This window comes from Cnuibacter physcomitrellae (assembly GCF_014640535.1).
Taxonomy (GTDB): domain Bacteria; phylum Actinomycetota; class Actinomycetes; order Actinomycetales; family Microbacteriaceae; genus Cnuibacter; species Cnuibacter physcomitrellae.
In genome coordinates, this window is the sequence record NZ_BMHD01000001.1 from 2,442,652 (window position 1) to 2,466,562 (window position 23,911).

Sequence of the window (23,911 nt, forward strand, 5' to 3'; positions counted from 1 at the left end):
TGGGGCTGTACATGAGGAATCCTATCACGCTCACGGGAAGGCGGAGGAGGGGGCGGAGGCGCCGAGGCCGGAGGTCTCCGTGCGGTCGGTGAGGGTGTGGTCGGGGGCGAAGTGGAAGCCGATGACCGACCACGAGGAGACCTCGAGGAGGAGGCCGCCCTCGGTGCCGCCGCCCTCGAAGTACCAGACGGGTGCCGCGGCGAGCTCCTCCGGCGTCGAGATCTCGCGCTTGCCCGAGGTGAGGTAGCGGTACTCGTGCGGAGGACGGTCGAGGCAGATCGCGAGCTTGTCGGCACGGAGCACCGCACGGAACGGGGCGAGGAGCGCCTCCACCTCGTCGCTCTCGCCGCGCAGGAACCGCTCGGCGAGCGCGATCAGCTCGTCGAGCTCGCCCGCGGCCGCGGCGAGGTCGAGGTCATCGGGCTCCGACGCCCGGAGGGCCGTGATCCGCTCGCGAAGGGGGAGGAAGTCGCTCAGGGCGTAGTCGACCTGGTCGTGGTCGAGGGACCCGCCTCCCGCGGCGAGGTCGTCGCGGTACGTGCCCACGTGGGTCTGCACCGACTCGATCGCCGCCCGGGCCTCTGCTGACGACCCGGCCGCGTCGTTCGAGCCCGTGTCGTCGCTCCCGCCCTCGGAGCCGAAGTCGAGGAAGCGCTCGTACCAGGACCGCACGTCGGTCGGATGCGCGACGACGCCACCCCAGACCGGCCGGTCGTCGGCGAAGAGCACGAGGTCGCCGGCGAGGTCGAGCTCAGCGGGGCCGCCCGTACGGAGGACGCCGTCGACCACCGAGAACTCGATGGTCGACCCGCCCACCTCGAGCGCGTACTCGCCCGGGTTCTCGAACAGCTCGTGCCACTCGTCGGAGTCGGAGTAGTCGGCGAGGAGCCACGCGCGGAGCGCGGGCGACTCCACCCGGACCCGGGACGCACCTCCCGCGAGGCGGACGGAATCGACCTCCAGCGAGACCGGGAGCACGTCGCCGTCGTACCGCAGCCCGGCGTAGACCGAGTACTCGTCGACCTCACCCGGCACCCATGCCGTCGCCGCCACCCAGGGTGCGTCCTCGTCGGCGGATGCCTGGACCAGGAGGTGACCCGCCGGCAGGGCGGGTGGCCGCACGAGCCACGACCCGTCGTCCGACACGTCGATCGCGCCCGCGAAGAGCGTCTCGCCCCGCATCCGCAGCTCGAAGGGGAGCGCGCCCGACACGGTGATCACAGGCCCCTCGGGCAGAAGCTCTCGGGTGGACACCCCCTCGCCCGACGGCGAGGTGGGGATCTCGTACGACCGGTCGGCGATGACCAGCGTCAGCGGCCCGGAGCCCTCTCGCACGTCGGCTTCGACGAGCGGCAGCCATCCCGCCACGTCATCTCGAGTCGCGGGATGCGACCGGATGAGCAGGGATGACACGACGAGAGCGACCACGGTTCCTCCTGAAAGACGAGCAACCCTCATCATAACTGAGGAATGGTCACGAGCGGACACCTCCACTAATCAACAGGTGTAGGGTTGACGTCGGCCTCGCGCCCGTGGGGCCGGACTCGCCGCCCGTTGAAGGACCTCGAGCCCTCCGCATCCGAGCCACACTGGAGGCTGCACCATGTCCACCCGTTTCACCGACCGCGTCGTCCTGATCACCGGAGCCGGCTCCGGACTCGGGCGCGCCACCGCCGTCCGCCTCGCCTCCGAGGGCGCGAAGCTCGCCCTCGTCGACATCTCCGAGAAGGGCCTCGAGGAGACGGTCGCCGCCGTCAAGGAGGCCGCGACCGACGCCGAGGTCCTGGTCGCCACCGCCGACGTCTCGCAGGAGGCGGATGTCGAGGGCTACGTCGCGAAGACCCTCGAGGCCTTCGGCCGCATCGACGGCTTCTTCAACAACGCCGGCATCGAGGGCCGCCAGAACCTCACGGAGTCCTTCACCGCCGAGGAGTTCGACCGCGTCGTGTCGATCAACCTCCGCGGCGTCTTCCTGGGCCTCGAGAAGGTGCTGGCCGTGATGCACGAGCAGGGATCCGGAGCGATCGTCAACACGGCGAGCGTCGGCGGCATCCGCGGTGTCGGCAACCAGTCGGGGTACGCCGCCGCGAAGCACGGCGTGGTGGGGCTCACCCGCAACTCCGGCGTCGAGTACGGGCAGTTCGGCGTCCGCATCAACGCCATCGCCCCCGGCGCGATCTGGACGCCCATGGTCGAGGGCTCGATGCGCCAGCTCGACCCGGAGAACCCCCGCAAGGCCGCGGAGCAGTTCATCCAGGGCAACCCCACGAAGCGCTACGGCGAGGCTCCGGAGATCGCAGCCGTCGTCGCGTTCCTCCTCTCGGACGACGCGTCCTACGTCAACGCCGCGGTGCTCCCCATCGACGGCGGCCAGTCGGCCAAGTACTGACGCGCCCCCGACGGTGCGCGGAGGGCGGGCGCTGAGCGTCCGTGTTCAGGAGAACCCCGCCGCGACGCCCCTTCTCAGGATGAATCGTCCTGAGAAGGGGCGCAGCTCCTGAGAACGGCCGACCACGCGGCGGGCTCAGACGGGGGTGGACTCGGTGGTGAGGGGGTCGCGGGAGCGGGCGTCCGCGGAGGGGGAGCGGACGGGGATCAGCAGGAGGAGCCCGACGAGGAGCACGAGCACGATCCCGAGGATGCCCCAGTACTGCGTGCTCGAGCCGGCCGGCAGCACGGCGGTGGCGATGCTGATGGCCACCGCCCACATCGCCGGCGTGAGAAAGGTCGCGGCCTTCCCCGTCGTGGCGTAGAGGCCGAAGATCTCGCCCTCCCGCCCTTCGGGGATCTGCCGGGCCAGGAACGAGCGGGATGCCGACTGCGCGGGCCCGACGAAGGCGCAGAGGGCGAGGCCGAAGATCCAGAAGGCGGTCTGGCCGCCGTCGTGGAAGACGAACACGAGCATCCCGAACAGCAGGAGGCCGACGAGCGAGCCCACCATCACGGGCTTGGCCCCGACGCGATCGTCGACGAGGCCGACGAGGACCGTGGAGATCCCCGCCACGACGTTCGCCGCGATCGCGAACACGATGACCTCCCCCGAGGAGAACCCGAACGAACCCGCCGCGAGCACCCCTCCGAACGTGAACACCCCCGTCAGCCCATCGCGGAACACCGCGCTGGCGATGAGGAACAGCACCGTGTGGCGTCGCTCGCGCCAGAGCGCGCGCACGTCGCGGAAGAGCACCACGTACGACTGGAGGAACCCGATGCGCGGCGACGCGACGGCCGACGGCTCGTGGTACTCGGGGACGGCGAGCAGCACGGGCAGCGCGAACACCGCGTACCAGAGCGCGGCGACGAGCACGGTGGCGCGGATGGGGAGCCCGTCGGTGTCGGGGACGCCGAACAGCGCGCTCCCGCCGATCGGCTCGATGAACCCGAAGTAGACGATGAGCAGCAGGACGATGCCGCCCACATAGCCCATCCCCCATCCGAAGCCCGACACGCGTCCGATCGTGCGGGGAGTCGACACCTGCTGCAGCATCGCGTTGTAGTTCACGCTCGCGAACTCGAAGAACACCGTCCCCACCGCGAGCAGGACGAGCCCCAGCCAGAGGAACTCCGGCGCCGGCTGCACGAAGAACATCAGCGCCGTCATGGCGACGACCACGTACGTGTTCACCGCGAGCCACAGCTTGCGGCGCCCTCCGCGATCCGATCGCTGCCCGGTCACGGGCGCGAGCAGGGCGACCACCACACCCGCCCCGGCCATCACCCAGCCGAGCGCCGTCGAGCTCGCGCTGGTGTCGCCGAAGGACGACGACGTGAGGTAGACGGTGAAGACGAACGTGGTGATGACCGCGTTGAAGGAGGCGGACGCCCAGTCCCAGAGCCCCCACGCGATGACGTGGCCCCGGGAGGTGGTGGCAGACATGTCCTCACAGTAGTGAGGCCCGGTGAACGGACGGTAGCGACTCGTGCGCAACCCCCTGCCGGATGCGGACGGTCGGCCTAGCGTGGGGCGCATGAGCACAGCGGATGCGGTCGCGGGCCGGACGATCGTGATCACCGGCGCCTCCAGCGGGTTCGGAAGGGGCTCGGCGGTCGAGCTCGCGGCCCGAGGCGCACAGGTCGTGGTCGCCGCCCGGCGCGGCGACGCCCTCGAGGCCCTCGTCGCCGGGATCGAGGCCGACGGCGGATCCGCCGAGGCCGTCCACGCCGACGTGAGTCGGCGGGAGGACGTCGAGCGGATCGCCGCGAGCGCGGAACGCCGCTTCGGCGACATCGACGTGTGGATCAACAACGCGGGTGTCGGCGGACTCGGCCTGTTCTGGGAGATCCCCGTCGAGGACCAGGCGCGGATCGTCGACGTGAACCTCAAGGGGGTCCTCTACGGCTCGCACGTGGCGCTCCAGCGGTTCACCGCCCGGGGTCGAGGCGTGCTCGTCAACGTGGGCTCCGTCGACAGCGAGGTCCCGCTCGCCTACCAGTCCACCTACGCGGCGACGAAGGCGGCGGTGCTCAGTCTCGGGCGCTCGCTCGAGGAGGAGCTGCGCCTCGCCGGACTCGACGAGGTGAAGGTGGCCACCGTGATGCCCTACGCGATCGACACCCCGTGGTGGACGCACGCCGCCAACTACACGGGCCACGCACCGCGGATGGCCATGATGGACGACCCGCAGCTCGTCGTCGACGAGATCGTGAAGGCGTGCACTCGTCCGAGGACGCAGATGCCGGTCGGGCCGAAGGCGCGCGGCGCCACCGCCTCGCACCGCTTCCTGCCCGGCGCCACCGAGCGCCTCACCGGGCAGCTGGTGGAGAGGGAGGTGGAGCGGGCATCCGCCTCCCCGACCGGGCCGGGTGCGATCTACGAGCCGATGGCCGGCACCCTGGGCGTCGACGGCGGCATCCGCGCTCGCATGCGAGCCGAGGATGCGTCGGAGGCGGGGAGGTCGCCGGCGGCCTCCGAGTGAGGCCGTCCGGGTCCAGACCCCGGGTGGAGCCGAACGGGTCGCGGCTCCACCCGGCTGGAACCCGGGTCTCCACCAGGCTGGCGGGGCGGAGACCGCATCGATCTCACCCGTCCGGATGAGCTTCTTGACACCTGGGGGTGAATTCCCGCCCTCGCCCGACCATGATGGGAGGGTGACGGACGGGGATGACGAGGATGCGCGCAGCGTCATCGACGAGCTCGCGACGCTCACCCAGCGGGCCGTCGAGCTGAGGCGCTCCGGGCGCTTCGCGGCCTCCGTCGACCAGGTGCGGGCGTGCCACCGCCTCCTCGAGGGCGTCGACGCCGACGAGGTCCGCTCGATGGAGGCGGCCTTGGTCGACCTCCGGCGCGAGTGGGCGATCTCGCTGTCGCTCGCGGGCGACGACATCGCGGGCCTCCGGGCCTGGGAACGCGTCTGGGACACGGCTCAGGCGACCGGACGCGAGGTCGAGTCGGTGCTGGCCGCGGCCACTGTCGCCTACATCCACGCCGTGCACGGAGACAGGCGGTACGCGGGGCTCTGGGTCGGTCGGGCCGACGCCATCGCCGACCATCCGCTGGCGACCGCGGCGCGCGCGATGCTCGCGATCGACTGCCTCGACCTCGACGAGGCCCAGCGCCTCGCCGACGCGGCCCAGCCTCTCGACGGGACGGAGGCCTGGGCCGTCCTGGTGTGGCTCGACGCCCGCATCGCCTCCCTGACGGGCTCGACGCGAGCCGCGATGACGCGGCTGCGCGCCACCTGCCTCGCGCACTACCCGAAGCAGTGGGAGAGCGGGCTCAACTGGTACGTCATCGCCCTGGCCACGCACCGCCTCACGCGCGAGGACCGCGGCGCCACCACCCTGCGGCTCGACGTGGGCCGTGCCGGGGAGATCGCCGTCGAGACGAACCATGTCGACGCGGCTCTCGCTGCGGTGGAGAAGGGCGATCCCGCGGCCGCACGTGCGTTGACGGGTCCGCTGCTGAACGACCCGGATCTCAGCATCCGCGCCCGGGTGCTGATCGAGCTGCTGCACGCCTCGGTGGCCGAGGACGCGGCCGAGGCGGAGGTCCTCGTCGAGGCGGCGCTCGAGACGATCTCGCGCGAGCAGATCTACACCGCGCTGCTCGACGTGCCGGTCGCCGGGTTCGAGCCCGCGATCGTCAGGCGCGCGGCCACCGACGACCGCCTCGCGAGACTGCTGCCGCGCATCCTGGGCGAGGCGTCGGATGAGCTCCCCGCTCTCACGCGGCGCGAGAGGACCGTCTGGTGGTACCTCGCGGAGGGTCTGAACCTCAACCAGATCGCGGCCGCGGAGTTCCTCTCCCCCAACACGGTGAAGACGCACGTGCGCTCGCTCTACCGGAAGCTCGACGTGAACACCCGCGCGGCCGCGGTCGAGCTGGCCCGCACGCACCCGAACGGGCCCCTGCCTCCCACGTCCTGACCCGCGCGGCCACCGGTGCAGTCTCTGCACCTTTAGGCTTGAGGGGATGGAGTTGGGCGTCTACGCGGTCCTCGCCGTCGCGGTGATCGTCGCGGTGGCCGCCTTCGCGAGGAAGCTCGGCATCGCCGCCCCCATCATCCTCGTGGTCGTCGGCGTGGGGCTGTCGTACCTGCCGGGTGTGCCCGACGTCGAGGTGCCGCACGAGATCATCCTCGACGGACTGCTGCCGCCCATCCTCTACGCGGCCGCCGTGAGCGTGCCGATCATGGACTTCCGTCGCAACCTCGCGCCGATCGCCAGCCTCTCGGTGCTCCTCGTGGTGGTCACCGCCTTCGCGACGGGGTTCCTCCTCTTCGAGCTGCTCCCCGACCTCGACTTCGCCGCTGCGGTGGCGCTGGGCGCGATCATCAGCCCGCCGGATGCGGTGGCCGCCACCTCGATCGGACGACGGCTGGGCCTGCCCCCGCGACTGCTCACCGTGCTCGAGGGCGAGGGACTCGTCAACGACGCGACCGCCCTGGTGCTGCTGCGGTCGGCCGTCGCCGCCTCGGCCGGCCTGCTCGCCTCGCCCTGGGCCGGCGTGGGCGACTTCTTCTACGCGGTGATCGCCGCCGTGGTGATCGGCCTGCTCGCCGGGATCGTCACGGTGTTCGTGCGCTCGAAGCTCGACGACCCGGTGCTCGACACCGCGCTCTCGCTGGCCGTGCCGTTCGTCGCGTTCATGCCCGCGGAGGCGCTGGGCGCATCCGGCGTGCTCGCCGTCGTGGTCGCCGGGCTCTACACGGGGCACGCCGCCCCGTCGCGGTTCTCCCCGCAGTCGAGGATCAGCGACCGCATCAACTGGCGCACGATCCAGTTCCTGCTCGAGAACGGCGTGTTCCTGCTCATCGGGCTCGAGATCCGCACCCTGGTCGAGGACGTCGACGACTCGGTGCTGAGCGTGGGGGCGTCCGTGGGCATCGGCCTGATCGCGACGCTCGCGCTCATCCTGCTGCGGTACCTGTGGATCGGGCCGCTCGTCTTCGGGCTGCGTCAACGGGAACGGCGGGCGGAGAGACGGACCTACCGGTCGCTGCTCGCGCTCTACTACTACCGGACGCATCCGGTGACGACGAAGCGCCAGGCCCGCGTCCGCGACCGGCTGGAGCACGACTACGAGCGCCGCCGCGCCGACCTCGAGCAGCAGCGCCAGGAGGGCATCGACTGGCGCGGCGGCGTGGTGCTCGGCTGGTCCGGGATGCGCGGGGTGGTCACGCTCGCGGCGGCGCAGTCGCTGCCCGACACCACGCCGTACCGGCCGCAGCTCATCCTGATCGCGTTCACCGTCGCGGTCGCGAGCATCGTGCTGCAGGGCGGCACCCTGCCCGCGCTCATCCGCCTCCTCAAGGTGCAGGGGGTCGACGCTCGGGAGGACCGGAAGGAGCTCGCGTCCCTGCTCGAGACGATCAGCGGGGCCGGTCTCGATGCTCTCGACGACCACGTGTCCGAGTCCGGCGACGAGGTGGACCCCGACGTCGTCGAACGGGCACGGCAGACGACGTTCCTCCGCACCGAGGCGGCGTGGGAGCGAGCGGGCCGCCGGGAGCTGCAGGATCAGACGCCGCACCGGCAGTTCCGCGAGCTGCGCCTGCTCATCGTCGCCGCCGAGCGCGAGAAGATGCTCGAGCTGCGGTCGCTCGGCAGCTACTCCTCGCGCGTGCTCGCCGAGGCGCAGTCGCTGCTCGACCAGGAGGAGACGCGGCTGCGCCGCCGCCCGGGCGGAGGGCACTGAGCCTCGGATCGTCGGGTCAGTTCTCGAAGGAGCCCGTCGACGCCTTGAGCTCGGCCACGGTGGTGGCGCTCAGCCGGCGCCCGCGAGTCTCCCCGACGACCAGCACCGACACGATCCCGAGGATGCAGGCGGCGATGATGAACACCGACACCAGCCAGGTGGATCCGCCCGCTGCGGCAACCAGGGCGACGGCGATCAGCGGCGTCGTGCCGGCGGTCAGCGCCCCGGCCAACTCCCTCGAGAAGGCGAGGCCGGTGAAGCGGGACCGGCCGGTGAACAGCTCCGCGAAGTAGGCGGCCTGCGGTCCGAACATGGCTCCGATCCCGATGCCCAGGCTCAGCACGATGGCGATCGTGATCGGGAGAGGAGCCCGGCCGCCTTCGATGAGCCAGAAGTAGGGGAACGCGAACAGCGCCGAGAAGACCATGCCGATCAGCATCACCGGGCGTCGGCCGATCCGATCGGAGAGCAGTCCGAACAGCGGCAGGCAGATCATCGTCACCGCCGTGCCGAGCGTGGTCGCCTGCGGACCGACGGTGTTGGCGAGCTGGAGGTTGCCCGCGATGTACGCGGTGATGAAGGCGAGGTTGATCGACGAGACCACGTTCTGCGGGGTCTGCGCCAGCACGAGCGAGAGCATGCCGCGCTTCTCGTTCGCGAACGCATCGCGCACCGGAGTGGGCTTGTGCTCCTCCGCCGCGACCTCCTCGAACACGGGCGTCTCCGCCAGACGCAGGCGGATCACCAGGGCCACGATGATCACCACGACGCTGAGCAGGAACGGGATCCGCCAGCCCCAGGCGAGGAACTGGTCCTCCGGGAGCTGGGTGACGATCGCGAACACCCCGGATGCCAGGAGGAGCCCGAGGTAGACCCCGGCCGACGGCCACGACCCGTGCAGCCCTCGGCGGCGCGGGTTCGAGTTCTCGACGGCGAAGATCGCCGCCCCGCCGAACTCCGCCCCGGCGCCGATGCCCTGCACGAGCCGGAGGACGATGAGGATGACGGGAGCCCAGATCCCGACCTGATCGTAGGTGGGGACCAGACCCATCAGGATCGTCGCGCCGCCCATGATGAGCAGCGTCAGGATCAGGATCCGCTTCCGGCCCAGCAGATCGCCCAGTCGCCCGAAGATGAGACCGCCGAGCGGCCGGATGAAGTATCCGAGCGCGAAGGTCGCGAAGGCCGCCAGGGTGGCGACCGTCGCATCCGTGTTGACGAACACGATCCGGTTGAAGACGAGGGCAGCGGCGGTGCCGTAGAGGTAGAAGTCATACCACTCGAGAGCGGAGCCCACGAGTGTGGCGGCTCCGACTCCGAGGGTGGAGTTCCTGCGGGGCAGGGCCGTCGCGGGGGCCCCGGGGGTGCTGTTGGGTCGAGACATCGTCGTCCTCCTTCGGTGATCGTCGATCCTATAGGATCTATGATCAGCGGCAAGAGTAGCATGAACGCATGTCGGCAGAGACCCACGCACTGCCGCCGCGGAGGGCCCTCGCCGACGACGTCTACGACGCCGTGCTCGGCATGCTGATGGACCAGACCATCGAGCCCGGGAGTCGCGTGAGCATAGACGGGATCGCCCGTCAGCTCGACGTGTCGCCCACTCCGATGAGGGAGGCGCTCGTGCGGCTGGAGAGCGAGGGACTCGTGGTCTACTCCGCCCGCAAGGGATACCGGGCCGCCGAGCTCCTCGACGCCTCCGAGCTCCGCCAGCTGTTCGAGGTGCGGATGCTCCTGGAGCCGCCGGCCGCGGCGCTCGCCGCGTCGCGCATCGGGCCGGACCAGCTCGCCGCCCTCCAGTCGCTGGTCGACACCGCCGACGACGGCACGGACGACGCGCACTACGCCGGGTACCGCTCCTTCGCCGAGCGGGACGCCGCGTTCCACCGCCTGATCGTCGAGAGCGCGGGCAACGACATGCTGACGGAGTCGGTCGTGCGGCTCCGTGCGCACACCCATCTGTACCGCCTCTACTTCCACCACGGCATCGCGGCCGACACCGCCGAGGAGCACGACGCCGTGCTCGCCGCCCTCCGAGAGCACGACGCGCAGGCCGCGGAGGCCGCGATGGCCGCGCACATCGAACGCTCCTACCGGCGACTCGCGGAGCACGTGCCCCCGGAGTCCTGACGAGCGGGCAGGGTGCGCGGGCCGAGGTGATGCGGGTTCCGCCCTCCCTGCGCGTGCTCGACCCCGCAGAGCGGCGTCACCGCGCGCAGAGGGGGCGCAACCCGCATCACCGGGCGCAGTGTCAGAGGCTCGAGCCGAGGAGGTAGCCGGCGAGGGCGAGCGCGACCGAGGCGGCGAGCATCCCGACGCCGTTCGCGAGGGCGGCACCCCAGCGGCGCTGCTGCGCCAGACGCACCGTCTCGAGGCTCGCCGTGCTGAACGTGGTGTACCCGCCGAGGAAGCCGGTGCCGAGGACGAGCCGCCAGTCGTCGCTCACGAGGTGCGAGAGGGCGAGCCCCGTGACGACCCCGAGCAGGAGGGACCCGGAGAGGTTGATGAGGGTGGTGCCCACCGGGTAGCTCGTCCGCACCAGCGACTTGACCGCGCCGTCGAGCACGAAGCGGGCGGCCGCTCCGACGCCGCCGGCGAGCGAGAGGAGCACGAACAGGAGGGGGGTCATGCCGCTCCCGTCCTCGGGCGGCGGGGCGAGGCCAGGGCGATCCCGGCGAGGGTCGCGCCGGCGCCCAGCACCACCGTCGCGAGAGCGTAGACGACGCCGAGCCACGCCTCCGGGCCGGTGAGCAGCACCGCACTGTCGGCGGCCAGCGCGCTGTAGGTGGTGAATCCGCCGAGCAGGCCGGTCCCCAGTCCGAGCCGGAGGAGCCGCCGACGACCGGTGTCGGGCCCGCGCCTCGACAGCGCCTCCAGGAGGAAGCCGAGCACGAACGCGCCGACGAGGTTGATCCCGAAGATCGCGAGCGGGAAGCCGCCCACGATGGGGACCGCGAGGCTGATCGCCTCCCGGAGCCCAGTCCCGAGCGCGCCTCCCAGCGCCACGAGCAGGATGAGCGCCGGGCGCAGGTGCACTCCCCGCGGCGGTCGCAGCGACCGCGGCTCCACGAGGTCGGCGTCGACCGGCAGCTCGCGCCGCTCCTCCCCCTGCTGCGGATGCGCGCCGCCGGACTGCGGAGGCGCGCCGCCGGGCGAGGAGGGGTCGCCCGGGGGGCGGGGGTCCTCGTCGGGTCGGCGGCGCGCATCCGTCACGGTCGGATCCTATTCGCCCGTGGTGTCACGCGGCGGTGCGCCCGTCCCCGGTTCGTCGGCGGGGATCCGCCGCCGGCGGGCCACGAGCAGCGCGATCGTCACGATGGCGGCCAGCACGAGCAGTCCGCCCGCCGTGACCAGTCCCACGAGGACGGGCGGGAACCCGCCGGAGGTGGTCGCCTCCATCCCGCTCGCCCCCGCGGTCGCGGACGGCGAGGGGACCTCGAAGGCCGGCGACGGCGTGACCGTGGGCACCGACGACGGGACGGGAGTGGCCGGCGCCGAGGGATCGACGGTCGCCGCGGCGACCGGACCGGCGTACGTGAACGCGAACGTCCCGGAGACGGTGTGCCCGTCACCCGAGACGTTCTGCCACTCCACCTGGTAGGCCCCCTGCGTGGTGGGGGTCACCGCGATGGACAGCGTCGAGTCCGTGATCGACACCGCGCCCTGGGAGACGACGGCACCCGAGGGATCCGAGACGCGGATGCCGATGGCGGCGCCCGCGTCCGAGAACGGAGGCTCGTTGAACGTCAGCGACACCGTGCTGAGCGGCTCCGACACAGTCGAGTCGCCTGCTGGGCTCGTCGACACGAGGTAGTCGTGGGCCGAGGCCGGGGCGGCGACGCCGACGGCCGCCGCCCCCGCCAGGAGGGCGCCGGCGATCGTCGCGGCGAGGAGGGGCAGGCGCCGGGTCACCGCGACGCCCCGTTCGTCCGGGGTCGGCGCAGCAGGGCGATCAGCGAGACCACGAGGGCCACCGCTCCGAGCGCGAGGCCGCCGATCCCGAAGCCGAGGCCGAGACCCGCATCCGACGAGGCGGTGGCGCCGGAGCTCGAGGCCGCCTCCGATCCCGCGGACGCGACCGTGACGCTCGCCGCGTCCTCGTCGGCCGGCGGGGCGGCGTTGACGTAGACGACCGGCGCCGGATGCTCGGGCTCCTCCCCCGAGGCGGGTGTGGGCTCGTTCCAGTCGACGACCGATCCGTCGGAGTAGCCCTGGTGGGCCGGGAGGGTGATGCTGTCGACGTCGGGCAGCGGTCCGACCTGGACGGGGAAGCGCTGGAACTGCGCCTTCCCGATGCCCACGCCGTCGTCCGCGGTCCACACCACCTGGGTGGGCGCCTCGGTGATCGTCACATCACCCTCGGTGACCGGTGTGGGGAGGGTGCTCGTGACGACCTTGGCGGTCCAGCCCGGCACGGGCTCGGTCGCGACATAGGTCACGGGGGTGTCGGTGGGCAGGTCGACGGTCAGCGACGAGGTCGTCGCCGTGTCGGACTCGTTCGGCACACGGAACGTGAGCACGGCGTAGCCCCCCGCCGAGGCGGTGTCGGGCTCCACGTGCACGTGGGCGCTGGCGGCCAGCGGCGCGGCGAACAGCACGCCGCCCGCGACGGCGAGCGCAGCGGCCGCGCTCGCCAGGACGGTGGTCTTCTTCAGGGTGGTGCGTCTCTTCACGATGTCTCTCTTCACGAGGTCTGGTGTCCGGCGCGCGCGGAGTCGCACGCGCCGTGTCGTCATGGATGCGCCCAGCGATCCCGATGACGACGACGGACCGCGGAGGAGACCGTGGGTCGTGGCGTGGGGAGGCTCAGGCGAGGGAGGAGTGGAGGGCGAGACGCGCGGGCGGACCGCGGTGACGCATCCGCCCCAGGAGGAGTCGGGCGTGCGGTGCCCACTCGGGGACGGTCGCCACGACGGCGGCGCGGACCCCGGGAGTCTCGACGGGCACGAGAGAGGCCGCACGCCTGACGACGAGGCGGAGACCCAGGTCGACCAGGGCGGCGAGAGCCCCGAGCGCACGCGCACCCCAGCGGGCGGCCACGATCGTGGCGGCCGCAGCGACGAGGTGCGCCATCCACATCCAGGCCCCGTCGTGCGCCGCGTGGACGGGCGCCTGCACCGGTGCGGCGATCCCCAGCGGAAGGGTGCCGACGACCTCGCCGTGGTGGCCGAGGTGCTGCGACCAGTCGATCCGCGGATCGCCCGCCCCCACCCCGAAGAGCAGGTGGAACAGGGCCTGACTCGTGAGCACGCCCACGACGAGGCGAGGAAGGGACAGTCGGCGTCCGGCGAGCGCCGTGCAGACGAGCAGGGCGAACGCGAACGCGATGACCACGCCCACGGCCCCCGGTGCGGTCGAGCCGGCGACGGCGTGCGAGAACGCGGCGAAGAAGGTGGCGAAGGATGCGGCGGCCGCTCCGCGGCCCACCCGCGCCCATCTCTCCACGTCGCCCTGCTCTCGTGAGTGCTGTCCGTCCAGCCTATTCGACGGTTCGCCGGGTACCGTCGCGACCGCATCATCACCCCCTTTCGAGGGGCGGGAGCGGACCATGGCACAGAAGATCACGGCGTGTCAATCCCAAGGTTCCCCATTTTGGGTTACAGAGATAACTAGCTAGCCTGTCTAACGAGCCGGGATGCTCACACCCTACGGAGGATGAAGATGTCAAACTCAGTAGCAGTCCACGAGACGCACACCGAGGCCGCCGAGCCTGCCCCCAGCCTCAACATCAGGGGGGCATCGGAGGACCCGGTGAAGGACTACCTGCGACAGATCGGGCGCACCGCCCTCCTCAGCGCGGAGGACGAGGTCGACCTCGGCCGCCGCATCGAGGTGGGCGTGATCGCCGAGGAGAAGCTGGCGACCACCGAGATCGACGACGCCGCACTCAAGCGCGACCTGCAGTGGCTGGTGCGTGACGGCAAGGCCGCCAAGCGGAAGCTCATCCAGGCCAACCTGCGCCTGGTCGTCTCGATCGCCAAGCGCTACCTCGACCGCGGTCTGCCCTTCCTCGACCTGATCCAGGAGGGCAACATCGGCCTCGTCCGCGCGGTCGAGAAGTTCGACTACCAAGCCGGGTTCAAGTTCTCCACGTACGGATCGTGGTGGATCAAGCAGGCCATCAACCGAGCCCTCGCCGACAGCGGACGCATCATCCGCATCCCCGTGCACACCTCGGAGAAGATCTCGTCCATCACCCGCATGCAGCGTCGCCTGATGATCGAGCTCGGCCGCGAGGCCACGATCGAGGAGGTCGCGGTCGCCGTCGACCTGCCGCCGGCGAAGGTCCAGGAGCTGCTGCGCCACGGCCGCGAGACCGTGTCGCTCCACACGCCCGTCGGAGAAGACGACGCCGAGCTCGGCGACCTCATCGAGGACTCGACCCAGCCGCAGCCCTTCGACGCGGCCGCTCTCCAGCTGCAGCACGAGGACCTCGCCCGCCGCCTCGCCACGCTCCCCCCGCGCGAGTCGCGCGTGGTCGCGATGCGCTTCGGGCTCGACGGCGAGGACCCGATGTCGTTCGACGAGATCGGCGAGGTGCTCGGCGTCTCGCGTGAGCGCGCCCGCCAGATCCAGCGCCGCGCGCTCGGCATGCTGCGCGAGGAGTACCTGCACGACTACCTCATCGCCGGCTGAGCCGGAGGGGTCGTCCCCCTCTGGTCCCGGCTCGGGCCCCGGTCGCTTCGGCGCCGGGGCCCTTTCCGTGTCTCCGGACGTCGTCGCGCACTACTGGTGACTACCTACTGGTGTCCATCTGAGTAGTCCTCGGCCTTGACGACGTCTCACCACGAGCGTTTCGTGGGATGACCAGACATCCATGGGATGGGAGGTGATGCGCTGTGGCTCTCGAGCCGGCTCTGCCCGCCGAGCGATCTCGCGCGCATCACTGGCTGCGGATCGGGCTCGCCACGGCGGGCGCCTCCGCGGGTCTCGTCCTCGGCGGTCTGCTCCTCGGCTCCCAGCCCGCTCACGCGGACGAGGGGTCCGGTCTGGGCGGTGCGCTCGGCGGGACCCTCGACGCCGTCACGCAGGTCGTGGACACTCCGGTCTCCGGCGTCACCGACGCCGTCTCCTCGCTCGTGTCGGGCACCGCGGATGCGGTAGTCGCTCCCGTCGCCGCCGCCGCGGAGCCCGTCGTCGCCGCTGTACCGGATCCGGTCGCCGACGTGGTCGAGCCCGTCGCGGCTCCCGTCGTCGACGCGCTCCCCGAGCCCGTCGCGGAGGTCGTCGAACCCGTCGTGGACGCGCTTCCCGCCCCGGTCGACGACGTCGTGGCCCCTGCGGCCGCGGCGGTTCCGGGTGTGCTGACGGAGGCGTCCGGAGCCCTGGGCTCCGCTCCCGTGGCCGGCCTCACCGACCCTGTCGTCGGGGCCGTCGACGGTGTCGTCAACGGCCTCCCGGTGGTCTCCGACCTCCTCGGAGCAGACCCCGTCTCGACCATCGCCGACCCGGTCGTCGGGGCGGTCGAGAGCAGCCTGGGCGGGGCCGTCTCCGGCGTCGTCCCGCCAGTCGCGGGGGCGGTGGAGCCGGTCCTCGGCGGCATCGGCTCCGGGGCTCCGGTCGTGTCCGTCCCCGGCGTCCCCTCGGTTCCCTCGACCCCCGTCCGTCCCGGCATTCCGGGCGTGCCGGGGTCGGGCTCCTCTCCCGGTGACGCGACGTCCGACGGCGTGCTCACCCTCTCGACTCCGGCCGTGGATCGTGCCGACCGCGCCCTCCTCGCCGCCTCGGGTGACGGCGTCGCCTCTGCAGGCGCGGCTTCTGCGGCCGCCACGGCCGTCCCCTCGTCCGCTTCCGTGCCGGCTCCCGCTCCCGCTCCCGCTCCTGCGGCTCCCGCGGTCCCGGCGCCTGTGTCGCCCGCGCTGCCGACCGGCGGAGCGGGCTCGGGCGGCGCCGCCTCCGGTGCCGCGGGCGCCGCGGCGTCCGCCGTGGACCTGACCGGCGCCGCGAGCGCCTTCCTGGTGACCGGCCTGAGCGGCACCTCCTCCGACGATGACCTGCCGTCGGCCCCGGTGTACGACACCGACTCCTCCCCCGACTGAGTCGAGGATCCGGGACCTGATCGCGACGCTCCCGTCGCCAGGGTCCAGACGAGATCCCTCAGCGCGATCCACATGACCGTGTGCGCGCATCCGACTCAACACCTTGAAGGGGTGAGAAGCACCGTGAACAAGTACCTGTCACGAGGACTGTGGTTCGTCCTCATCACCGGCGGCCTGACCGCCGCAGGAGCGGGCATCGCGAACGCGGCCGAGACCAGCGGAGACGACTCCGTCGCCGCCGGCAACCAGGCCATCGTCAGCGTCGAGCTGCCCATCAACGTCAGCGGCAACGGCATCTCCGTCCTCGGAGACGCCGGCAGCAGCGACGCCGGCACCGCACCGGAGTCCGCTCCGGCACCGGCCGAGGCGGCTCCGTCCGCCGCGGTCGACACCAGCGGCTCGGACTCGATCCTGGGCGGGACCCAGGGCATCGTCGACGTGTCCGTTCCGATCGACGTCTCCGGCAACGCCGTCTCGGTCGTCGGGGATGCGGAGTCGGAGGATGCGTCGAGCGGCTCGGCCGCCTCGTCCGACCCGGCTCCGGCTCCGGCTGCGGCCGCTCCCGAGACCAGCGGTTCGGACTCGATCCTCGGCGGGACCCAGGCGCCCGTCGATGTGTCGATCCCGATCGACGTCTCCGGCAACGGCATCGCCGTGATCGGGGATGCGTCCTCCACCGGATCCACCACCGGCGGCAGCGGCTCGGCTCCGGCTGAGCCCGCAGCCGGTTCGGATGCGGAGACCAGCGGTTCGGACTCAGTCCTCGGCGGGACCCAGGCGCCCGTCGATGTGTCGATCCCGATCGACGTCTCCGGCAACGGCATCGCCGTGATCGGGGATGCGTCCTCCACCGGATCCACCACCGGTGGCAGCGGCTCGGCTCCCGCTGAGCCCGCAGCCGGCACCGGCGCCACCACCGACGGGGACGACTCCCTCGCCGGCGGCAACCAGGTCCCGGTCGACGTCACCGCCCCCATCACGGTCGGCGGCAACGGCATCGCGGTGATCGGGGATGCGTCCTCGTCCGGGTCCACCACCGGCGGCTCGGCTCCTGCTGAGCCCTCGACCGGCACCGGCACCACCACCGACGGAGACGACTCCCTCGCCGGCGGCAACCAGATCCCCGTCGACGTCACCGCCCCCGTCACCATCGGCGGCAACGGCATCGCCGTCATCGGCGACGCATCCTCCACCGCATCCACCACCGGCAACGGCAGCTCCGCTCCCGCTGAGCCCGCGACCGGCACCGGCACCACCACCGACGGAGACGACTCCCTCGCCGGCGGCAACCAGATCCCCGTCGACGTCACCGCCCCCATCACCGTCGGCGGCAACGGCATCGCCGTGATCGGCGACGCATCCTCGTCCGGATCCACCACCGGCGGCAGCAGCTCGGCTCCGGCTGAGCCCGCAGCCGGCACCGGCACCACCACCGACGGGGACGACTCCCTCGCCGGCGGCAACCAGATCCCCGTCGACGTCACCGCCCCCATCACCGTCGGCGGCAACGGCATCGCCGTGATCGGCGACGCATCCTCGTCCGGATCCACCACCGGCGGCAGCAGCTCGGCTCCGGCTGAGCCCGCAGCCGGCACCGGCACCACCACCGACGGGGACGACTCCCTCGCCGGCGGCAACCAGATCCCCGTCGACGTCACCGCCCCCATCACCGTCGGCGGCAACGGCATCGCCGTGATCGGCGACGCATCCTCGTCCGGATCCACCACCGGCGGCAGCAGCTCGGCTCCGGCTGAGCCCGCAGCCGGCACCGGCACCACCACCGACGGGGACGACTCCCTCGCCGGCGGCAACCAGATCCCCGTCGACGCCACCGCCCCCATCACCGTCGGCGGCAACGGCATCGCGGTCATCGGCGACGCCACCTCGGAGGACTCGAGCACCACCGTCCAGCCCGGCTCGGGCACCGGCGGAACCGGCACCACCACGACCGGTGACGACTCCGTCGCCGGGGGCAACCAGGTCGGGCTCGACCTCGGAGCTCCCGTGACGGTCGGCGGCAACGGCGTGGCCGTGGTCGGCGACGCCACCTCGACCGGATCCACCACCGGCGTCGTCCCCGGCACCGGCGGTACCGGTGAGGGCGCCACCACGGACGGCGGCGACTCCGTCGCCGGAGGGAACCAGGTGATCCCGGTCGTCGGCGTCCCGGTGACCGCGGGCGGCAACGCCGTCTGCGTGATCGGCGACTGCAGCTCCGAGGATGCGACCACCGTCGTCACCCCGGGCACCGGCTCGGACGACCCCAGCACCGACGGTGACGGATCGATCGGCGGCGGCAACCAGGTGATCCCGGTGATCGGCGTGCCGGTCACCGTGGGTGGGAACGCGGTCTGCGTGATCGGCGACTGCACCACGGACACCCCGTCCACGCCCGGGACCCCCGGTACTCCTGGCACCCCCGGTACTCCTGGCACCCCCGGTACTCCTGGCACCCCGGGTACTCCTGGCACCCCTGGAACGCCTGGAACTCCCGGCACCCCCGGAACCCCCGGCACCCCTGGCACGCCCGGCACCCCCGGAACCCCGGGCACTCCTGGCATCCCCGGAACCCCGGGGACCAGCGGTAGCGGCGCCGTCAGCGTGACCGCCTCCGTCGCCGGCAGCTCGCCCGCCGGGATGACCGCCGGCACGGGTTCGCTGCCCAACACCGGAGCCGACATCGCTCCCGCTGCGGGCACGATGGCGCTCCTGCTCCTGGCGGGGCTCGCGCTCCTCGTCCTCTCGTCCACGCGTCGGAAGGCCCAGCGCTAACCGCCGCACCCAGCCGGGGGAATCACCGCCGGGCGCCTCTCACCGGGGCGCCCGGCACACCCCTGCCCGCACGGCACGGCCCGCGTCCGAGATCGCGGATCTGACACTCGTGGCGGTCTCCCGGGCGCGAAAGGCACCACGACTGTCAGGTCGGGACATCAGCGTGACGCTCGTTCACCCGGCCCGCGGATCTGACACTCGTGGCGGCCTCCCGGGCACGGAAGGCACCACGACTGTCAGATCGGGACATCAGCGTAAGCCTCGGCCTGCGGATCTGACACTCGTGGCGACCGCGACCACGCGGAAGTCACCACGACTGCCAGATCGAGTCATCAGCGTGAGCCTCCCTCGCGCACACGGCAGGCACGCTCGCTCGCCCGGCCTGCGGATCTGACACTCGTGGCGACCGCGACGACGCGGAAGCCACCACGACTGCCATATCCGCGACCCTCGCGATGGGCCCACCCACCGCGTGCTCGGCACTTTCGCCCGCGCGGAGTGCTCACTCTTGGCGCTGCTCAGAGTGGGATCGTGCTAGAAGTGAGCATCCGAACCCCTGCAGCGCGAGTGAAAGCGCAGCGAGCAGCGAGCGGAGAGCAGAGAGCAGCGAGCGGAAGAGCCCACTGCTCACCATCCGCACCATCCTGACCCGGCGGGCACCCGAAGTGAGCACTCGATCCCCACCCGGGCGCCCGAAGCCCACTCCTCACAGAGCGGGCGAGGGCTACGCGGAGATGGCGACGGGGTCGGCGAGGACGTCGAGGCCCACGCGGTCGCCCGGGGCCGGGCGGACGGACGCACCGTGCTGGGCGAAGACGACCTCGCCGGCGTCGGTGCGGAGGGTGGTGCGGCGGAGGGCGCCGAGGAAGCTCGTCGCGATCACCGTCGCGGGGATGCCCGAGCCGACGGGTCCGATCACCATGTTCTCGGGGCGGACGAGCGCGAGCGCGTCGCCGTCGGGCGCGGAGGGGTCGAGCAGGGGCAGCACGATGTCGCCGATGAGGGCGCGGCCCGCCCGGACGGTCGCCGCCATCGGGTTCGACAGGCCCACGAACGTCGCCACGAAAGGGGTCGACGGATGCGAGTAGAGCGCCTCCGGGGATCCGATCTGCTCGATCCGCCCCTTGTTCATCACGGCGACGCGGTCGGCGACGGCGAGCGCCTCCTCCTGGTCGTGCGTGACGAAGAGGGTGGTGATCGCGAGCTCGGTCTGGATGCGGCGGATCTCGTCGCGGAGGGAGGCACGGACCTTCGCGTCGAGAGCCGACAGCGGCTCGTCGAGCAGGAGCACCCGCGGACGCGTCACCAGCGCACGCGCCAGGGCGACACGCTGCTGCTGGCCGCCGGAGAGCTGGTGGGGATAGCGCTCCCCGAAGGACTCGAGTCCGACGAGCGCCAGGGCATCCCGGGCTCGAGCATGCCGCTCGAGGGCGGCGACGCGACGCATCTGCAACCCGAACTCGACGTTCCGCAGGACGGTCATGTGGGGGAACAGCGAGTACGCCTGGAAGACCATCCCCATGTCGCGCTTGTTGGCCGGCACCGCGGTCACGTCGTCGCCGTCGATCGTCAGAGCACCGGCGGAGATGCTCTCGAGGCCGGCGAGGGAGCGCAGGGCGGTGGTCTTGCCGCATCCGGACGGACCGAGCAGCGCGATGAACTCGCCCGGCTCGACGTCGAGGTCGACGCCGTCGAGCGCGCGCGCGTCGCCGTAGTCCTTCACGACCGAGCGGAAGCCTATGCGGGCGCCGCGCGTGGCGAGGGTGGGGGCCGGGGTGGTCATGGAGCGGAGCCTTCCGAGGGACGGACGGGAGAAGAGGACGCCGCCGAGCCGGACGGACCGGCGGCGGTGGGGGCCGCGGACGACGCCGGGCCGAGCCCAGGAGTGGGCGCAGGCCCGGCCGCAGGCGCGGCTGCTGGAGCGCGTGCGGGCTCCGACACCGGCGCAGGAGCGGCCACCGCCGCACCCACCACGCGAGCCGGACGACGGGCCCGCCCGCCCCGCGCGCGGCGCCCGCGACGCCCCGCCGTCGACACGCGCCCGATCACGAGCAGCAGCACGAACACCAGGGCGAGCGCGAGCAGCGCGAAGATCACCGCGACGTACGGGTCGCTCTTCGACACCTGCACCAGCGCCGTCTGGAGCGTGTTCCGGTTGAGCAGCGACGCGATGGTGTACTCGCCGAGCACCACGGCCACCGTGATGATCGACGCCACCAGGATCCCGCGTCGGATGTTCGGCACGATCACCCGGAAGAACACCGAACCCCAGGATGCACCCAACGAGCGCGCCGCCTCCGACAGGGTGACCACATCCACCCCCGCGAGGTTGGACTGGATCGCACGGTACGCGTAGGGCAGCACGGTGATCCCGTACGCGAACGCGAGAGTCCACGGTGCGCTGCCGAACACCCGCACGACGACCGAGTAGACCGGGGCGAGACCCACGACGAGGACGATCGCCGGCACCGTGATCGGGATGATGCAGACGAACTCGAGCGCCCGGCGCAGACGCGGGGCGCCTACGGCGACGATGACCATCGCGGGCACGAGGAAGACGAGCACGATGACGACGGTCGCGGCCGCGAGCACGAGCGAGTTCCTCAGCCCCTGGAACAGCACGCGGTACGCGCGCTCCTTCTCCGGATCGAGGATGGCGGCCCAGTGGCCGAGGTCGTAGGTGCCGGCCACCGCCCCACGGAGGGTGAACTCGATCATCGCCAGGATCGGGATCGCGAACAGCGCCCCCACGATGCCGAGGACGATCCACCGCACCAGCAGCGACGGCGCCGCGCCGACCGGCCGCTTCACCGCTGCCACCGCTCGGTCCGCGACTGCAGGAGCGAATAGGAGTACATGAGCACGACCATCACGATGATCATCCCGAGGGCGAGCGCCCCCGCCATGTTCTCGCGCCCGAGCACCGTCTCGCTCACCAGCGCGGCACGGATCTGCAGCGGCACGATCTGCGACCCCTGGCTGATCAGCGCGGCGGCGGTCGCGTACGACGAGAACGCGTTGGCGAACAGCAGCAGCAGACTGCCGAAGAACGACGGGGCGAGGATGGGGAACGCGATCCGCCACCAGTAGGTGGCCCGGGATCCGCCCAGCACCGCGTTCGCCTCCGCCCACTGCGGCTTGAGCCCCTCCATGGCCGGCATGAACGTGATCACCATGAGCGGCACCTGGAAGTAGAGGTAGGGAAGGAGGAGTCCAGGCACCTGGTACAGCCAGACCCCATCCGCATAGATGTCGAGGCCCCAGCCCTCGAGCAGCACGGTGACGACGCCCTGGATGCCGATGGTCGCGATGAACGCGAACGCGAGCATCACTCCGCCGAACTGGGCGAGCACGCTCGACACCGAGTCGACGACGGCCCTCAACGCGCCATCGGGTCGGGTGCCGAGCAGCGCGTAGCAGACCAGTGCTCCCACGACGGCGCCGATCACCGCCGTGACGGCGGAGACCCAGAAGGAGCTGCCGAAGGCGCTGAGCACCGCCGGGTCGAGGAGCCCCGCGACGTTCGCGAGGGTGAACCCGCCGTCGGCGTCGAAGAAGCCGGTCGCCACCGCGAGCACGGTCGGGATGGCGAGGAAGAGGAGGACGTAGGCCGCGAACGGGGTGAGCCCGAGAAGCGCGGCGGGCACACGCATCCGACGCCTCGGCGCACCGGGGGTGGTCCCGGTGGCGAGGTCGCCGGACGCGCGTGCTGCCGTGGCGGTGGTCACTTGATCGCTGCGGCCCAACTGCTGGCGAGCAGCGCCGAGGCGTCCTCGGTCTGCTTCGCGGTGAACTGCACGACGTCGGCGGGCGGGGCGCCGACGGCGTCGAGCGCGTCCTTGTCGACGGTGCCCGCATCCTGCATCGCGCTCAGGCGGACCGGGTAGGCACCGGCCGCGAGGAAGAGGTTCTGCGCCTCGTCGCCGTAGAGGAACTCCTGCCACAGGCGCGCCGCCGCGGGGTGCGGGGCGTCGACGTTGATGGCCTGGTTGTAGTAGCTGCCGAGCGCGACGCCCGGCAGGATGACCGTCTTCCACTCGCGGCCGCTCGAGGCGTCGACGGCGCTGAGGTTGTTGTAGCTCCAGTCGAAGACCACCGGGGTCTCGCCCGAGGCGATCGTCGCCGGGGTCGGGTCGACGGTGAGGAAGTTCCCCGCCTCGTTCAGCTTCGAGAAGAAGTCGATGCCGGGCTGGATGTCGTCGGCGGTGCCCTTGTTCTGCAGGGCGGCCAGCTCGACCGCCGCGATGGCCGCGCCGGCCTGCGTCGGGTCGCCGTTGATGGCGACCTTGCCCTTGTAGTCGGCGCCGAGCAGATCCTGCAGCGACTTCGGGGCGGGGACCGCCTTCGGGTCGTAGCCGATCGACATCAGGCCCGTGTAGTCGTTGACCCAGAGACCGGTCGACTCCTTGTTGTCGGCGGGGATGTCATCCCACGTCTCGACCTTGTACGGCGCGAACGTGTCGGTGTTCGCCAGCGCGACGGCGGCGCCGAGGTCGAACACGTCGGGAGCGGTGTCCTGGCCCTTGAGGTTCTGGGCTGCCTGGATCTCCTCGGCGCTCGACACGTCGGGGTCCGCCGAGTTGACCGTGATGCCGTACTCGTCCTCGAAGGCGGAGATGATCTTGCCGTAGTTGGCCCAGTTGTCGGGCAGGGCGATGACGTTGAGCTGGCCCTCGGCCTTCGCGGCCTCGACGAGCGCGTCCATCCCGCCGAGGTCGGCGGCGCTCGTGGCCGTGGCCGCGTCGCCGACGGCGGAGCTGCTGCCCCCGCTGGCGTCGGCCGAGCCGGAGCAGGCGGCGAGGGTGAGCGACAGCGCGACGGCGGCTGCTCCCGCCGCGAGCGCGGCGCGACGGGGATGCGGGCGACGTCCGGCGCGGAACGCGCTCATGCCGTCGGTGGTCGGGGTGGTGGTGTTCACGGGTCTCCTCCGATGCTGTGGGCCGGATGCGCGTGGCGCGCGGCA

General features: G+C 71.9%; 20 protein-coding genes. 8 read left to right on the forward strand and 12 right to left on the reverse strand.

The annotated features are described in order from the left end of the window. Positions 1-30: 30 nt before the first annotated feature. A complete protein-coding gene (locus tag IEX69_RS11485) occupies positions 31-1,428 on the reverse strand; it encodes a hypothetical protein (RefSeq protein WP_085021108.1) in 1,398 nt (465 codons plus the stop codon). Between the two features lie 175 nt (positions 1,429-1,603). On the opposite strand from IEX69_RS11485, the gene IEX69_RS11490 reads away from it, so the two are divergent. Then, entirely contained in the window at positions 1,604-2,389 is a 786-nt protein-coding gene (locus IEX69_RS11490; protein ID WP_085021109.1) for a glucose 1-dehydrogenase, read from the forward strand. Between the two features lie 135 nt (positions 2,390-2,524). On the opposite strand, the gene IEX69_RS11495 is transcribed toward IEX69_RS11490, so the two are convergent. Beyond that, positions 2,525-3,877, reverse strand: a complete 1,353-nt coding sequence (locus tag IEX69_RS11495) for an MFS transporter (RefSeq protein WP_157127350.1) — start codon at positions 3,875-3,877, stop codon at positions 2,525-2,527. A gap of 91 nt (positions 3,878-3,968) precedes the next feature. Here IEX69_RS11495 and IEX69_RS11500 point away from each other — a divergent pair, with 91 nt between their 5' ends. The 3 genes from IEX69_RS11500 to IEX69_RS11510 all read left to right on the forward strand — a co-directional run bounded on the left by IEX69_RS11500 (position 3,969) and on the right by IEX69_RS11510 (position 8,137). Beyond that, positions 3,969-4,916 carry an SDR family NAD(P)-dependent oxidoreductase gene (locus IEX69_RS11500; protein WP_085021110.1) on the forward strand — a complete coding sequence of 316 codons (948 nt, stop codon included), beginning with the start codon at positions 3,969-3,971 and terminating at the stop codon, positions 4,914-4,916. A gap of 172 nt (positions 4,917-5,088) precedes the next feature. Continuing rightward, the gene (locus IEX69_RS11505; RefSeq protein WP_085021111.1) at positions 5,089-6,366 is read left to right on the forward strand and encodes a helix-turn-helix transcriptional regulator; all 1,278 of its coding nucleotides are present in this window, start codon (positions 5,089-5,091) and stop codon (positions 6,364-6,366) included. A 46-nt stretch (positions 6,367-6,412) separates the two neighbouring features. After that, positions 6,413-8,137, forward strand: coding sequence for a cation:proton antiporter (locus IEX69_RS11510; protein WP_085021112.1), 1,725 nt, complete (start codon positions 6,413-6,415; stop codon positions 8,135-8,137). A gap of 16 nt (positions 8,138-8,153) precedes the next feature. Here IEX69_RS11510 and IEX69_RS11515 read toward each other — a convergent pair whose 3' ends face one another. Further along, positions 8,154-9,521 carry an MFS transporter gene (locus IEX69_RS11515; protein ID WP_085021113.1) on the reverse strand — a complete coding sequence of 456 codons (1,368 nt, stop codon included), beginning with the start codon at positions 9,519-9,521 and terminating at the stop codon, positions 8,154-8,156. A gap of 68 nt (positions 9,522-9,589) precedes the next feature. On the opposite strand from IEX69_RS11515, the gene IEX69_RS11520 reads away from it, so the two are divergent. After that, the gene (locus IEX69_RS11520) at positions 9,590-10,267 is read left to right on the forward strand and encodes a GntR family transcriptional regulator (protein ID WP_085021114.1); all 678 of its coding nucleotides are present in this window, start codon (positions 9,590-9,592) and stop codon (positions 10,265-10,267) included. 121 nt (positions 10,268-10,388) lie between these two features. On the opposite strand, the gene crcB is transcribed toward IEX69_RS11520, so the two are convergent. The 5 genes from crcB to IEX69_RS11545 form a co-directional block, all read right to left on the reverse strand. Further along, complete coding sequence (crcB, locus tag IEX69_RS11525; RefSeq protein WP_085021115.1) at positions 10,389-10,766, reverse strand: fluoride efflux transporter CrcB; 378 nt, start codon at positions 10,764-10,766, stop codon at positions 10,389-10,391. Next, complete coding sequence (locus IEX69_RS11530) at positions 10,763-11,350, reverse strand: fluoride efflux transporter FluC (protein ID WP_308420493.1); 588 nt, start codon at positions 11,348-11,350, stop codon at positions 10,763-10,765. The genes crcB and IEX69_RS11530 overlap by 4 nt, the downstream gene beginning before the upstream one ends. A 9-nt stretch (positions 11,351-11,359) precedes the next feature. Continuing rightward, a complete protein-coding gene (locus IEX69_RS11535) occupies positions 11,360-12,049 on the reverse strand; it encodes a copper resistance CopC family protein (protein ID WP_085021116.1) in 690 nt (229 codons plus the stop codon). Continuing rightward, positions 12,046-12,810, reverse strand: a complete 765-nt coding sequence (locus IEX69_RS11540; protein WP_229756318.1) for a YcnI family copper-binding membrane protein — start codon at positions 12,808-12,810, stop codon at positions 12,046-12,048. The genes IEX69_RS11535 and IEX69_RS11540 overlap by 4 nt, the downstream gene beginning before the upstream one ends. A gap of 133 nt (positions 12,811-12,943) precedes the next feature. After that, positions 12,944-13,582 (reverse strand): hypothetical protein, encoded by a 639-nt coding sequence (locus IEX69_RS11545; RefSeq protein ID WP_157127352.1) that lies wholly within the window; start codon positions 13,580-13,582, stop codon positions 12,944-12,946. Positions 13,583-13,798: 216 nt separating this feature from the next. On the opposite strand from IEX69_RS11545, the gene IEX69_RS11550 reads away from it, so the two are divergent. The 3 genes from IEX69_RS11550 to IEX69_RS20910 all read left to right on the forward strand — a co-directional run bounded on the left by IEX69_RS11550 (position 13,799) and on the right by IEX69_RS20910 (position 18,948). Further along, on the forward strand, positions 13,799-14,773 hold the full coding sequence (locus tag IEX69_RS11550; protein WP_229756319.1) for a sigma-70 family RNA polymerase sigma factor: 975 nt from the start codon (positions 13,799-13,801) through the stop codon (positions 14,771-14,773). Positions 14,774-14,976: 203 nt separating this feature from the next. Next, the gene (locus tag IEX69_RS11555) at positions 14,977-16,176 is read left to right on the forward strand and encodes a hypothetical protein (protein WP_085021120.1); all 1,200 of its coding nucleotides are present in this window, start codon (positions 14,977-14,979) and stop codon (positions 16,174-16,176) included. Between the two features lie 111 nt (positions 16,177-16,287). Beyond that, complete coding sequence (locus tag IEX69_RS20910) at positions 16,288-18,948, forward strand: beta strand repeat-containing protein (protein ID WP_229756320.1); 2,661 nt, start codon at positions 16,288-16,290, stop codon at positions 18,946-18,948. Between the two features lie 724 nt (positions 18,949-19,672). Here IEX69_RS20910 and IEX69_RS11565 read toward each other — a convergent pair. From IEX69_RS11565 to IEX69_RS11580, 4 genes are read right to left on the reverse strand one after another with little or no spacing between them, the layout of a single operon-like run. Next, positions 19,673-20,731: an ABC transporter ATP-binding protein gene (locus tag IEX69_RS11565; protein WP_085021121.1), complete on the reverse strand. Its 1,059-nt coding sequence runs from the start codon at positions 20,729-20,731 to the stop codon at positions 19,673-19,675. Next, entirely contained in the window at positions 20,728-21,768 is a 1,041-nt protein-coding gene (locus IEX69_RS11570; protein WP_229756321.1) for an ABC transporter permease, read from the reverse strand. The genes IEX69_RS11565 and IEX69_RS11570 overlap by 4 nt, the downstream gene beginning before the upstream one ends. Then, positions 21,756-22,676, reverse strand: coding sequence for an ABC transporter permease (locus tag IEX69_RS11575; protein ID WP_373284462.1), 921 nt, complete (start codon positions 22,674-22,676; stop codon positions 21,756-21,758). The genes IEX69_RS11570 and IEX69_RS11575 overlap by 13 nt, the downstream gene beginning before the upstream one ends. Continuing rightward, positions 22,673-23,836 carry an ABC transporter substrate-binding protein gene (locus tag IEX69_RS11580; RefSeq protein WP_085021630.1) on the reverse strand — a complete coding sequence of 388 codons (1,164 nt, stop codon included), beginning with the start codon at positions 23,834-23,836 and terminating at the stop codon, positions 22,673-22,675. The genes IEX69_RS11575 and IEX69_RS11580 overlap by 4 nt, the downstream gene beginning before the upstream one ends. Between the last annotated feature and the right edge of the window lie 75 nt (positions 23,837-23,911).

Excerpts from the sequence above, each read along its gene's own strand:
- IEX69_RS11490 (WP_085021109.1), top strand. The coding sequence starts at position 1,604 with ATGTCCACCCGTTTCACCGACCGCGTCGTCCTGATCACCGGAGCCGGC.
- IEX69_RS11495 (WP_157127350.1), bottom strand. The coding sequence starts at position 3,877 with ATGTCTGCCACCACCTCCCGGGGCCACGTCATCGCGTGGGGGCTCTGG.
- IEX69_RS11500 (WP_085021110.1), top strand. The coding sequence starts at position 3,969 with ATGAGCACAGCGGATGCGGTCGCGGGCCGGACGATCGTGATCACCGGC.
- IEX69_RS11510 (WP_085021112.1), top strand. The coding sequence starts at position 6,413 with ATGGAGTTGGGCGTCTACGCGGTCCTCGCCGTCGCGGTGATCGTCGCG.
- IEX69_RS11515 (WP_085021113.1), bottom strand. The coding sequence starts at position 9,521 with ATGTCTCGACCCAACAGCACCCCCGGGGCCCCCGCGACGGCCCTGCCC.
- IEX69_RS11520 (WP_085021114.1), top strand. The coding sequence starts at position 9,590 with ATGTCGGCAGAGACCCACGCACTGCCGCCGCGGAGGGCCCTCGCCGAC.
- crcB (WP_085021115.1), bottom strand. The coding sequence starts at position 10,766 with ATGACCCCCCTCCTGTTCGTGCTCCTCTCGCTCGCCGGCGGCGTCGGA.
- IEX69_RS11550 (WP_229756319.1), top strand. The coding sequence starts at position 13,799 with ATGTCAAACTCAGTAGCAGTCCACGAGACGCACACCGAGGCCGCCGAG.
- IEX69_RS11565 (WP_085021121.1), bottom strand. The coding sequence starts at position 20,731 with ATGACCACCCCGGCCCCCACCCTCGCCACGCGCGGCGCCCGCATAGGC.
- IEX69_RS11580 (WP_085021630.1), bottom strand. The coding sequence starts at position 23,836 with ATGAGCGCGTTCCGCGCCGGACGTCGCCCGCATCCCCGTCGCGCCGCG.